The 12482-nt window shown below is 56.2% G+C and carries 11 protein-coding genes; 8 read left to right on the forward strand and 3 right to left on the reverse strand.

The annotated features are described in order from the left end of the window. Positions 1-6: 6 nt before the first annotated feature. The 3 genes from ycfP to DFO57_RS02360 all read left to right on the forward strand — a co-directional run bounded on the left by ycfP (position 7) and on the right by DFO57_RS02360 (position 2897). A complete protein-coding gene (ycfP, locus tag DFO57_RS02350; protein ID WP_014606124.1) occupies positions 7-549 on the forward strand; it encodes an alpha/beta hydrolase YcfP in 543 nt (180 codons plus the stop codon). Positions 550-761: 212 nt separating this feature from the next. Then, complete coding sequence (locus tag DFO57_RS02355; RefSeq protein ID WP_085980258.1) at positions 762-2066, forward strand: NAD(P)/FAD-dependent oxidoreductase; 1305 nt, start codon at positions 762-764, stop codon at positions 2064-2066. A 288-nt stretch (positions 2067-2354) separates the two neighbouring features. Then, entirely contained in the window at positions 2355-2897 is a 543-nt protein-coding gene (locus tag DFO57_RS02360) for a glycine zipper 2TM domain-containing protein (RefSeq protein WP_013025383.1), read from the forward strand. Between the two features lie 203 nt (positions 2898-3100). Here DFO57_RS02360 and DFO57_RS02365 read toward each other — a convergent pair whose 3' ends face one another. After that, positions 3101-3532 carry a MarR family winged helix-turn-helix transcriptional regulator gene (locus DFO57_RS02365; RefSeq protein ID WP_015700549.1) on the reverse strand — a complete coding sequence of 144 codons (432 nt, stop codon included), beginning with the start codon at positions 3530-3532 and terminating at the stop codon, positions 3101-3103. A 108-nt stretch (positions 3533-3640) separates the two neighbouring features. On the opposite strand from DFO57_RS02365, the gene DFO57_RS02370 reads away from it, so the two are divergent. Beyond that, positions 3641-4108, forward strand: a complete 468-nt coding sequence (locus tag DFO57_RS02370; protein ID WP_015700548.1) for a carboxymuconolactone decarboxylase family protein — start codon at positions 3641-3643, stop codon at positions 4106-4108. A gap of 114 nt (positions 4109-4222) precedes the next feature. On the opposite strand, the gene mfd is transcribed toward DFO57_RS02370, so the two are convergent. Then, positions 4223-7672, reverse strand: a complete 3450-nt coding sequence (gene mfd / locus DFO57_RS02375) for a transcription-repair coupling factor (protein ID WP_028715013.1) — start codon at positions 7670-7672, stop codon at positions 4223-4225. 23 nt (positions 7673-7695) lie between these two features. Continuing rightward, a complete protein-coding gene (locus tag DFO57_RS22550) occupies positions 7696-7863 on the reverse strand; it encodes a hypothetical protein (RefSeq protein ID WP_162471031.1) in 168 nt (55 codons plus the stop codon). Positions 7864-8080: 217 nt separating this feature from the next. Here DFO57_RS22550 and lolC point away from each other — a divergent pair, with 217 nt between their 5' ends. The 4 genes from lolC (at position 8081) to cobB (ending at position 12177) form a co-directional block, all read left to right on the forward strand. Then, positions 8081-9280, forward strand: a complete 1200-nt coding sequence (lolC, locus tag DFO57_RS02380; protein WP_014593442.1) for a lipoprotein-releasing ABC transporter permease subunit LolC — start codon at positions 8081-8083, stop codon at positions 9278-9280. Continuing rightward, on the forward strand, positions 9273-9977 hold the full coding sequence (gene lolD, locus DFO57_RS02385; RefSeq protein WP_014606120.1) for a lipoprotein-releasing ABC transporter ATP-binding protein LolD: 705 nt from the start codon (positions 9273-9275) through the stop codon (positions 9975-9977). Before lolC ends, lolD begins: the two co-directional genes overlap by 8 nt. Then, complete coding sequence (gene lolE / locus DFO57_RS02390) at positions 9977-11221, forward strand: lipoprotein-releasing ABC transporter permease subunit LolE (RefSeq protein WP_014593444.1); 1245 nt, start codon at positions 9977-9979, stop codon at positions 11219-11221. The genes lolD and lolE overlap by 1 nt, the downstream gene beginning before the upstream one ends. Positions 11222-11343: 122 nt before the next feature. After that, positions 11344-12177 (forward strand): Sir2 family NAD+-dependent deacetylase, encoded by an 834-nt coding sequence (gene cobB / locus DFO57_RS02395; protein WP_014593445.1) that lies wholly within the window; start codon positions 11344-11346, stop codon positions 12175-12177. Positions 12178-12482 lie beyond the last annotated feature (305 nt).

The raw sequence follows: 12482 nt of genomic DNA on the forward strand, positions 1-12482 counted from the left end.
ATAAACATGATTATTTATCTTCACGGTTTCGATTCATCCAGTCCGGGCAACCACGAAAAAGTGCTGCAACTGCAGTTTATCGATCCTGACGTCAGGCTCATCAGCTACAGCACGCGCCATCCCAAACATGACATGCAGTTTCTGCTCAAAGAAACCGATAAAATGCTCAGTCTGAGCGACGATCCGCATCCGCTGATCTGCGGCGTAGGGCTGGGCGGGTACTGGTCAGAACGTATTGGTTTCTTGTGCGCGATCCGCCAGGCGATTTTCAATCCCAACCTGTTTCCGTACGAAAATATGGAAGGCAAGATAGATCGACCTGAAGAGTACCTGGACATTGCCACCAAGTGCGTCAGCGATTTTCGCGAACGTAACCGCGGCCGCTGCCTGACCCTTTTATCCCGCCACGATGAGATTCTCGACAGCCAGCGCAGCGCCGCACTGCTGGATCCCTACTACCCGATCGTCTGGGACGAAAGCGAAAGCCACAAGTTCCGCAATCTTTCCCCCCATCTTCACCGACTGAACGCCTTTAAAACGGCAGATTGACGCAACCGGGCGCCCATGCGGTGCCCGATTGTGTTGTCGGCGTTGCCAGGAACTGTCTGCTAAATTTGATGTACATCAATTTTCTGAGGCCCATCGCTTCCCGCCATGCTATTCTGCCCCCAGATAGCGAAATTATGTCGCCAACCCTATGTTTATTAAGGTTTAATTTAACCATTGATTAACTTTTGGTTCACAATTTGAGGGGGTTTTTGTTGACTACATCTGTTAAGAAAATTGTCATCGTCGGCGGTGGCGCCGGTGGGCTGGAGATGGCAACGCAGTTAGGCCATAAGCTGGGTCGCAAGAAGAAAGCCGAGATTATCCTGGTTGACCGCAACCACAGCCATCTGTGGAAGCCGTTGCTGCATGAAGTGGCCACCGGCTCCATGGATGAAGGCATTGACGCTCTCAGCTATCTGGCGCATGCCCGCAACCACGGTTTTCAGTTCCAGCTGGGCTCGTTGACGAACATCAACCGTGAGAAAAAAGTCATCCAACTGGCTGAAGTCGTGAATTCGCAGGGGGAGGTATTGGTTCCCGAGCGCGAGCTGGCTTATGACACGCTGGTCATGGCGCTGGGCAGTACCTCAAACGATTTCGGCACGCCAGGCGTTAAAGATCACTGTATTTTCCTCGACAATCCGCAGCAGGCGCGTCGTTTCCATAATGAAATGCTGAATCTGTTCCTGAAATTCTCTGCCAGCGAAGGGGCGGTGGAGAAGGTGAACATTGCTATCGTCGGCGGCGGTGCAACGGGTGTTGAGCTGTCGGCAGAACTGCACAATGCAGTTAAGCAGCTACACAGCTACGGGTATAAAGCACTGGGCAGCGAGGCACTCAACGTCACGCTGGTGGAGGCGGGCGAACGTATTCTGCCTGCGCTACCACCACGTATCTCCTCTGCGGCCCATCAGGAGCTTAGCAAGCTTGGCGTACGCGTTCTGACACAAACGATGGTGACCAGCGCAGACAAGCTGGGCCTGCATACCAAAAGTGGCGAGTTTATTGAAGCCGACTTAATGGTCTGGGCGGCAGGGATTAAAGCGCCTGACTTTATGAAAGCGATCGGCGGGCTGGAAACCAATCGCATCAACCAACTGGTGGTGAAAGAGACACTCCAGACCACGCTGGATGACGACATCTATGCCATCGGTGATTGCGCGTCCTGCGCCTTACCCGGCGGTGGATTTGTGCCCCCGCGCGCGCAGTCCGCACACCAGATGGCATCCTGTGCGCTGGATAACATCCTGTTGCAATACCAGGGCAAGCCGCTTAAAGCCTATGTTTATAAAGACCACGGTTCACTGGTTTCTCTGTCACGCTTCAGCACCGTAGGAAGCCTGATGGGCAATCTGATGCGCGGATCGATGATGATAGAAGGGCGCATTGCCCGATTTGTCTATATATCACTGTATCGTATGCATCAGGTCGCGTTGCACGGTTATGTTAAGACCGGGCTAATGATGATCGTGGGCAGTCTCAACCGGGTCATCCGCCCCCGTCTGAAGCTTCACTAATCGCATCATCTGATTTCGTTTTAACCCGCTGATTTCATTGCTAACTTGTCTGTTATGCCGTGAAGTCAGCGCGGTATCCGGCCCCCTCATCGTCGCTCAGAACTCTCCGAAAACGTGGCACTAACGCTTCAGGCACGCTTTTCTTCCCATTGTCTGATATTGCAAAAGCTTTACATCTGTAAAACTTATCTCAACCAAACGGCGAGTCGCGCACGTCGGTTCTGCCAGAGCTGTAAGGGATTTCCCAGCGGCAGGAATGCGCGGTAACACTTTCAGGAGGAACTTCCTGTGAATAAATCAATGTTAGCGGGTATCGGTATTGGCGTGGCAGCGGCACTGGGTGTCGCCGCCGTAGCAAGCATTAACGTGTTTGATCGCGGTCCACAATATGCACAGGTGCTGTCAGCAACCCCAATTAAAGAATCGATTAAACAACCGCGTCAGGAGTGTCGTAACGTGACGCTGACGCACCGTCGTCCGGTTCAGGATGAAAACCGTATCGCCGGTTCAGTACTGGGTGCGGTAGCCGGTGGTGTTCTCGGCCACCAGTTTGGCGGCGGTCGTGGACGCGACGTCGCAACGGTAGCCGGTGCGCTGGCGGGCGGTTATGCGGGCAACCAGGTTCAGGGCGGTATGCAGGATCGCGATACCTACACCACCTCTGAACAGCGTTGTAAAACCGTGTACGACAAGCAGGAAAAAATGCTGGGTTATGACGTCACCTATAAGATCGGCGACCAGCAGGGTAAAATCCGCATGGAAAACGATCCCGGTACCCGTATCCCGGTTGACCGTAACGGACAGTTAATCCTGAACGGCGATAAAGCATAAGATCCAGGGCAAAGCTTGCCGCATTGCGGTCACACAGCACACCATGAAACACGAAAGCGCATCTCCGGATGCGCTTTTTTTATGGGTCACCATGAAGGCTTTACCAACCTGCGTGACCCGATGAAGCCGCCGGCCGAGCCGAACACAGCGATAAGCCTTATTCTGCTGAGCGGTAAAGCGGTGCGCGCCAGACAACATCGCCCTCAGACCGGGTCAGTCGGTAAGGTCGCCACCTTCACCAGCCATCGCCGTACAGCGCCTTCGTCCTCAGAAGACAGATCGTCAAGCAGACCCGCTTCGGCCGCCTTAACGGCCGCTTTGCTCCGGGTCAGAACCTGCTGTCCTTCATCCGTCAGGCCAATAATCTGAATTCGACCATGCTCCTCGTGAGGGCGACGGTGGATCAGGCTTGCCCGCTCAAGGTTGCTGACAATCACGCTCATGGTTTGTGGCGTCAGCAAGGACAGCCGGGCCAGTTCGGCACCCGATGCACCAGGGTAGGCTGCCAGCATCGTCAGCACGGAAAACTGGGGCAGAGTCAGGCCCGTGGCTTTCAGGGCATGTTCCATCCGCATCTTATGAACGGCATGCGCCTGACGAAGCAGATAGCCAATGTGGCCTTTTGTGCCGCGCATGCCTTCTCCAGGGCCGGGCAGCGACAGATTGTGCGATCCTGACTTGCGCATAATGTAAGAACTCTTATATTGTTGTTCGTGTTCTTATATTAACAGGCAGGATTGATTATGGCATCGTATTCTCACCACCGAAGCGACTGGTCCACATTTGAACAGGCAGCGCCCGAGGTCGTTGCAGCGCTGGGCATGCTGGGCAAGGCGGTTGACTACGCAGGCCTGGATAAAACATTGACCGAACTGATCAAACTCCGAGCATCGCAGTTGAATGGCTGTGCATTTTGCCTTCAGTTTCATCTTAATGTGGCGCGTAAAGCCGGGCTGGCTTCAGCGAAAATCGATTTAGTCGCGACCTGGCGCGACGCGGGCATTTATTCCGGGCGTGAAGCGGCCGCTCTGGCATGGACGGAGGCGCTTACGCTGATGGCACAGCAGCCGATTCCGGATGGGCTATATGATGAGGTCAGTACCCTGTTTACGCCGCAGGAGATGATTTTCCTGACCTCGGCAATTGGGGCGATCAACGCCTGGAACCGAATTGCAGGTGCGTTGCAGTTTGCTCCGCCGCTGCCCAGATAAGTACAGGGCACGCCGTTCCGGATAAGCCTGTTTGCTCACGAGGCCGCCGGAAGGCAGGCATAAAAAAAGCCGCCCTGAGCGGGGCGGCTTGGCTTGATGCTGGTGGTGAGCGGGTTAAGAGGCGACCCGGTTTTCCATGAGCTGCGCCATAAACGACTGCACCCATTCCATACGCACCTTTCTTTCCGCCAGTTCACGGGTAAAGCGCAGGCGCGTCGGGCCTTCAAGCTTCCACTGCTTCGCATCTTTTTGCAGCAGGCCGATTAGCCAGGCAGGATCCACACTGTTTTGCGGCGCGAAATCAAAATAGCCACCTTTATCGCTGGCTTCGATTTTACGCACGCCAAGTGCTCTTGCCTTCATCCGCAACAGGGCAATGTCCAGCAGGTTACGGGCCGGATCGGGTAACAGACCGAAGCGGTCGATCATTTCCACCTTCAGCTCCTGCAACTCGTCTTCTGCTTCGGCACTGGCGATGCGTTTATACAGCGACAGGCGCGTATTCACGTCCGGAATAAACGCCTCAGGCAGCAGGGCGGGCATACGTAACTCGACTTCAGTTTGATTGCTGGTGAGATCTTCGAGGGAAGGTTCCCGACCGGCTTTCAGGGCATCGACCGCATTTTCCAGCAGTTCCATGTAGAGTGAAAAGCCCAGCGTTTCCATCTGACCACTTTGTTCTTCACCCAGCAGTTCGCCCGCGCCACGAATCTCCAGATCGTGCGTCGCCAGGGCAAAGCCTGCGCCCAGATCTTCCAGCGAGGCGATAGCTTCCAGGCGTTTTTGCGCGTCGGTCGTCATGGCTTTCGGGTGCGGCGTCAGCAGCCAGGCATAAGCCTGGTGGTGCGATCGGCCTACGCGTCCGCGCAGCTGGTGCAGCTGCGCCAGCCCGAAGTGGTCGGCGCGCTCAATAATAATGGTATTGGCCGTTGGGATATCAATGCCGGTTTCAATAATGGTGGTGCAGACCAGAACGTTGAAACGCTGATGATGGAAGTCATTCATCACCCGCTCAAGGTCGCGCTCGCGCATTTGCCCGTGGCCGATGGCGACGCGCGCCTCTGGCACCAGTTCCGTCAGGCGCTGAGCGGCTTTCTCAATGTTCTCAACATCGTTGTACAGGTAATAAACCTGACCCCCACGCAGGATTTCGCGCAGAATCGCTTCGCGGATCACCAGATCGTCAAATTCCCGAACAAAGGTTTTTACCGCGAGTCGACGCGCTGGTGGCGTGGCGATGATGGAGAGATCGCGCATTCCGCTCATGGCCATATTCAGGGTGCGGGGGATCGGCGTAGCGGTCAGCGTCAGAATATCGACATCGGCACGCATCGCTTTGATGCGCTCTTTATGACGCACGCCAAACCGGTGCTCTTCATCCACAATCAGCAAGCCCAGATCGTGCCATTTGATATCGCTCATCAACAGCTTATGCGTACCAATCAGAATGTCGATTTTGCCTTCGCTGGCTTCCTGTAGTATCTGGTTTTGCTCCCTGGCGCTGCGGAAGCGGGACAGCATTTCGATGCGCACGGGCCAGTTAGCGAAACGATCGCGGAAGTTATCATAGTGCTGCTGTGCCAGCAGCGTGGTCGGCACCAGCACCGCCACCTGCTTATTGTTTTCCACCGCCAGGAAGGCGGCACGCATCGCCACTTCTGTTTTACCGAAGCCCACATCGCCACAGACCAGACGATCCATCGCCAGCGGCTGACACATATCGCTTAACACGGCATTGATAGCCTGAGCCTGATCGGGCGTGGTTTCAAACGGGAAGCTTTCGCAGAAGAGCTGATACTGCTCGCGGTCGTGTTTAAAGGCATAGCCGCTTTTTGCCGCGCGCTGCGCATAGATATCCAGCAGCTCGGCGGCGACGTCGCGCACTTTCTCGGCCGCTTTCTGACGGGCGCGTGACCAGGCATCGCTGCCCAGCTTGTGCAGCGGCGCGTTTTCATCGGCGCCACCCGCATAGCGGCTGATCAGATGAAGCGAGGAAACCGGCACGTACAGCTTGGCATCGTTGGCATAAGAGAGCATCAGATACTCGGCCTGGATGCCGCCGGCTTCAAGCGTGGTCAGGCCGATATAGCGGCCCACACCATGTTCAAGATGCACGACCGGCTGCCCCGGATGCAATTCCGCCAGGTTGCGGATAAGAATGTCCGGATTAATGGTACGGCGCGTATCCTGGCGGCGACGGCTGATGCGCTCGCCCAGCAGATCGCTTTCACAGATCAGCGCACGATGGCCTTGCGTATCCACAAAGCCACGCTCGCTGGCGCCGATCATTAGCGCATGCTCTCCGGCGCTGACTTCGCGCAGATGATGAATAGCCTTAGGGCGAATTTTAATGCGCGCCAGCAGCTCTTGCAGGCTTTCACGGCGGCCTTCGCTCTCCACGGAGAACACGACGCCGCCGCTGAACTGCTCCAGAAACTGACGCAGGTTATCCAGCGGGGCTTTCGCCTGGGCCTGAACCGATAAGTCCGGCAGAGATTCATAACCCAGGTTGGTGTTGGCCGCTTTGGCAGGCAAAACGTCATGGGACATACGGATGCGCGGCCAGGCTTTCAGCTCGCTCATCAACGCATCCGGCCTCAGCCACAGCGTGGCGGGCTCAAGCAGCGGACGCATCGGGTCAACACGGCGATTTTCGTAGCGCGCGTTGGCATCATTCCAGAATCGGTCTGCGCCGCCTTCCAGATCGCCGCAGTTAACAATCAGCGTATTATCAGGCAGATAGCTGAACAGCGAGGGTAACGGCTGTTCAAAGAACAAGGGTTGCCAGTATTCAATACCGGCGGGCAGGGTGCCTTTGCTCACCTGCTGATAAACATGCTCGGCTTCACGGCGAACATCAAAAATTTCACGCCAGCGGCTGCGGAAGAGCTCTATAGCGGCTTTATCGCTGGGAAACTCGTGGGCCGGCAGCAGATTGATGGCGGGAACGGCTTCCAGCGTGCGCTGGCTGTCGACGTCAAACAGGCGCAGGCTGTCGATCTCGTCATCAAAAAAATCAATACGGTAAGGTTGCTCGCTGCCCATCGGGAACAGGTCGAGCAGAGCGCCGCGGGTCGCGTATTCCCCGTGCTCCATCACCTGGTCCACATGGCGGTAGCCCGCCTGTTCAAGCTGATCGCGCAGGCGATCGCGTGACAGTTTCTGACCCTGCTGCATCACCAGCGCATGGCCGTGCAGGAAGCTGTGCGGGCAAACGCGCTGCATCAGCGTGTTGACCGGCATAATCAGCATGCCGCGCTGCAAGGTAGGCAGTTGATACAGGGTGGAAAGACGGGCCGAAATAATGTCCTGATGCGGTGAGAAACTGTCATAAGGCAGCGTCTCCCAGTCTGCGAGATGCGTGACAGGCAAATCGGTAAACTGACGAATCTCGTCCAGCAGCCGCAGGGCGGTTTGCGTATCGGGTGTAATCATTAACACCGGACCAGCATGACGCTCGGTAATGCTGGCACACTCAACCGCGTGCGCAGCGCCAGTCAGCTGGCCGAGCTGGCGTTGATCGCCAGATTTCACGGGCAGGGTATAGCGAGTCGGTTCGGACATGTGATCTCGAGGTTGCTCCATTTTTACCAGGGCGTAATCATTCCATAATACGCCATGGGGATCACCTCTGCGGTAAATTTTTCTACCGCTTCGCCTTTGGGCAGGCGTGACTGAAGGGTTGCTGTGTGTAAATCTTTTTTGCGAACAAGGTCCGCAGGAAAGTCAAACGGGTACATCAGCGCGACGTTCATTGCCGTCATCACTTTAGGATACGGAGTATATCGGCTTCCGCGCTGAATAATCGTACGATTAACCCCCTCTTTGTAGGCTAATCCTGTGCATCGAACACTTTCCTAACCTATTGTGATACAACTTTGCAGCAGACTCAGAGGGTTAGTGGTTTCATAAAGTGGGCCGCTCCTTTATCATCCTCTCTACTTATTTTCCAGCAACTGCACATTGGATTCCATGTATCAACCTGTCGCGCTATTTATCGGTCTGCGCTACATGCGCGGAAGAGCCGCAGACCGTTTCGGTCGCTTTGTCTCCTGGCTCTCCACCATTGGTATCACGCTTGGCGTGCTGGCAATGATTACTGTGCTGTCTGTGATGAATGGTTTCGAGCGAGAGCTTGAGGGCAACATCCTGGGCCTGATGCCGCAGGCGCTGGTCACCAGCGACAAAGGCAGCATCAATCCTCAACAATTCCCGGCATCCGCTCTTAAGCTGAACGGCGTTAACCGCATTGCGCCGTTAACCACCGCGAACGTCGTGCTGCAAAGCCCACACAGCGTTTCGGTTGGGGTGATGTTAGGCATTCAGCCGGATGAAAAAGACCCGCTTACGCCCTACCTCGTTAACACCCAGCAGACTGTGCTGCAGCCGGGACAGTACAACGTTATCCTGGGTGAACAACTGGCCTCGCAACTCGGCGTCAAACGCGGAGATACGCTGCGATTAATGGTGCCGTCGGTGAGCCAGTTCACCCCGATGGGCCGCGTACCGAGCCAGCGTCTGTTTACCGTCGCCGGAACCTATGCGGCTAACAGCGAGGTGGACGGCTACCAGATCCTGGTCAATCAACAGGATGCCTCACGGATAATGCGCTATCCGGCAGGGAATATCACCGGCTGGCGTCTGTGGCTGGATAAACCGCTGCAGGTAGATACCGTCACTCAGCAACGCTTACCGGCGGGGATGGTATGGAAGGACTGGCGCGAGCGTAAAGGGGACCTGTTCCAAGCCGTGCGCATGGAGAAGAACATGATGGGGCTGCTGCTGAGCCTGATTATTGCCGTCGCTGCCTTTAATATCATCACCTCGCTGGGCCTGTTGATCATGGAGAAGCAGGGCGAAGTGGCTATTCTGCAAACCCAGGGATTAACCCGCCGTCAGATTGTCGCCGTCTTTATGGTACAGGGCGCCAGTGCCGGCATCATCGGCACGCTGCTCGGTGCACTGCTGGGCGTGCTGTTAGCCAGCCAGCTTAACAACCTGATGCCGGTTATCGGCCTGTTCCTGGATGGCGCGGCGCTGCCCGTCGATATTAATATGTGGCAGGTGGTGACTATCGCCTTCAGCGCAATGATTATTGCTCTGCTTTCCACGCTTTACCCTTCATGGCGCGCTGCCGCCGTACAACCCGCTGAGGCTTTACGCTATGAGTAACTCTCCTTTGTTGCAGTGCCGTGACCTGTGCAAACGCTATCAGGAAGGCAGCGTCCAGACCGACGTACTGCGCAATGTGACCTTTGATGTGCAACCTGGTGAACTGATGGCGATTGTTGGCAGTTCGGGTTCAGGTAAAAGTACCCTGTTGCACCTGCTGGGCGGGCTGGATGCACCCACCTCGGGAGAAGTGGTGTTTGACGGCCGTTCGCTAAACGGGATGTCATCCTCTGCTAAAGCGGAGTTACGTAATCGTGAGCTCGGCTTTATCTATCAGTTTCACCATCTGCTGCCTGATTTCACCGCGCTGGAAAATGTCGCCATGCCGTTACTGATCGGCAAAGTGGCTAAAGGCGAAGCGCAGACCCGCGCGCGCGAAATGCTGGCGGCGGTCGGGCTGGAACACCGTGCGGCGCATCGTCCCTCGGAACTCTCTGGCGGTGAACGTCAACGTGTGGCTATCGCCCGTGCGCTGGTTAACCGCCCGCGCCTGGTCATGGCCGATGAGCCAACGGGTAACCTGGATGCGCGCAACGCCGACGCGATTTTCGAACTGTTGGGTGAACTGAATGTGCGTCAGGGCACCGCGTTTCTGGTGGTGACACACGACCTGCATCTGGCGAAGCGCATGTCGCGGCAGATGGAGATGCGTGACGGCCAGTTAAGCGATCGCATCGTTCTTGCGGGAGCGGTCTGATGGGATCGTCGTTATCGCTGCTGTTGGGGCTGCGTTTTAGCCGCGGTCGCCGTCGGGGGGGAATGGTTTCGCTGATCTCCGTTATTTCCACGATCGGTATCGCCCTGGGCGTGGCGGTATTAATCATTGGCCTCAGCGCAATGAACGGATTTGAACGTGAGCTGAACAAGCGCATTCTTGCCGTGGTGCCGCACGGGGAGATTGAAGCGGTTAATCCGCCGTTTCAGCACTGGCAGTCCATGATTGCACCGATTGAGCAGGTACCGGGTATCGCCGCTGCGGCTCCCTATATCAATTTTACCGGACTGATTGAAAGCGGCACAAAGATGGAAGCGCTGCAGGTTAAAGGCGTGGATCCGGCGCAGGAACCGCGTCTAAGCGCGCTGCCGCAGTTTGTCACAAACAATGCCTGGGCAAGCTTTGCGCCGGGTAAAAGTCAGATCATCCTCGGCGGCGGCATTGCTCAGGCGCTGAACGTAAAGCAGGGCGACTGGATCACCATCATGATCCCTAACAATGATGGCGAAAATAAGCTACTGCAACCTAAACGCATTCGTTTGCAGGTGAGCGGCATTCTTCAGTTGAGCGGCATGCTGGATCACAGCCTGGCGCTGGTGCCGCTTGCGGATGCGCAGCAATATCTGGATATGGGCGACAACGTCACCGGTATCGCGCTGAAAATGAACGATCCGTTCCAGGCGGCCAAACTGGTGCGGGCGGCCGGAGAAGTCACGCACGCTTACGTCTATATCAAAAGCTGGATCGGCACCTACGGCTATATGTACCGCGATATTCAAATGATCCGCGCCATCATGTATCTGGCGATGGTGCTGGTTATTGGCGTGGCCTGTTTCAACATCGTTTCCACGCTGGTGATGGCCGTGAAAGACAAGAGCAGTGATATTGCGGTACTGCGCACGCTGGGGGCGAAAGACGGGCTGATCCGCGCCATCTTTATCTGGTATGGCCTGCTGGCGGGCTTACTGGGCAGCGTCAGCGGCGTAGTGGTTGGGGTGCTGGTGGCGCTCAACCTCACTTCGCTGATGAAAGGGCTGGAATCCCTGACCGGTCACCATTTATTAGCGGGCGATATCTATTTCATTGACTTCCTGCCGTCTGAATTACACTGGCTGGACGTGTTTTCGGTATTGATTACCGCTATTGTGCTAAGCCTGCTGGCAAGTTGGTATCCGGCGCGGCGCGCCAGTCGTATCGATCCGGCTCGCGTGCTGAGCGGCCAGTAATCAGCTCAGGCACCCGCGCCTGACAGCAGGATGATGTAAACCTTAAACCGACCACCGGGCCTCATCGCCCGCTTTATATTGAACCGCGGTAGCTGCCTTTCGCTACCGCACCAGGAGACTTTATGCGTACACCTCGTCGCCGTTTACGACTTGCCCGCCTGAAGAAAACGCGCAGAAAAGTGCATCAGCGCTTTCGCCAGCGTATTTTCGAACGCGATCGTCAGGCCGAACTGGCGGCGCACCCGTTGCCGAGAATCGTTGTCTTAACGGGTGCGGGGATATCCGCAGAATCGGGAATTAACACCTTTCGTGCCGCTGACGGATTATGGGAAGAGCACCGGGTAGAAGATGTCGCGACGCCAGAAGGTTTCAGACGTGACCCGGCGCTGGTTCAGCGTTTTTATAACGCCCGTCGCCAGCAGCTACAGCAGCCGGAGATCCAGCCCAACGCGGCACATCTTGCCCTGGCGGAGCTGGAACAGGTATTGGGCGATAACTTTCTGTTGGTCACGCAGAATATCGATAATTTGCATGAACGCGCGGGCAACAGCCGCGTGCTGCACATGCACGGCGAGCTGTTAAAAGTGCGCTGCGCCAACAGCGGCCAGGTTATCGACTGGCATGAAGATGTCACGGCAGAAGATCGCTGTACCTGCTGTCAGTTCCCCTCGGTGCTGCGTCCGCACGTCGTCTGGTTCGGCGAAATGCCGCTCGGCATGGAAGAGATCTACCAGGCGCTGGAGCAGGCGAATCTGTTTATCGCCATTGGCACCTCGGGCCATGTTTATCCGGCCGCCGGATTCGTCCATGAGGCAAAACTGCAGGGGGCGCATACGGTAGAGCTGAACCTTGAACCGAGCCAGGTCGGTAACGAGTTTGCCGAAAGCCACTATGGACTGGCCAGCGAGGTGGTGCCTGCTTTTGTGCATAAGCTGCTGCACGCGCTACACAAATAACGCCTTGTTCCACCGGATGAATCGCGGGCTACTCGCCCGCTGTTCATCCAGACACGTTTCCAGCGTCCTTCTGTCCTCCTTCGTTTCCGCGCGATCGCCGCACCATTTTTTCCGCCCGGAAACCATTGTGTGTCGCCTGTCCACATGCTTTAAGCGGCCCCACGCAGACCCGCACAGCGGTCAAAAACAGGCCCAGCTTTAACGCTGCGGGCGACGGCCGTGAAAAGCGTGCGAAAATCGCCGCAAAAAACAGCGGTTGCATGCTTTTTAATGCAATTCGCCATTCTTAATTTGCCGCACAGGGA

This window comes from Pantoea sp. AG702, assembly GCF_003182295.1.
Classification (GTDB): Bacteria; Pseudomonadota; Gammaproteobacteria; order Enterobacterales; family Enterobacteriaceae; genus Pantoea; species Pantoea ananatis.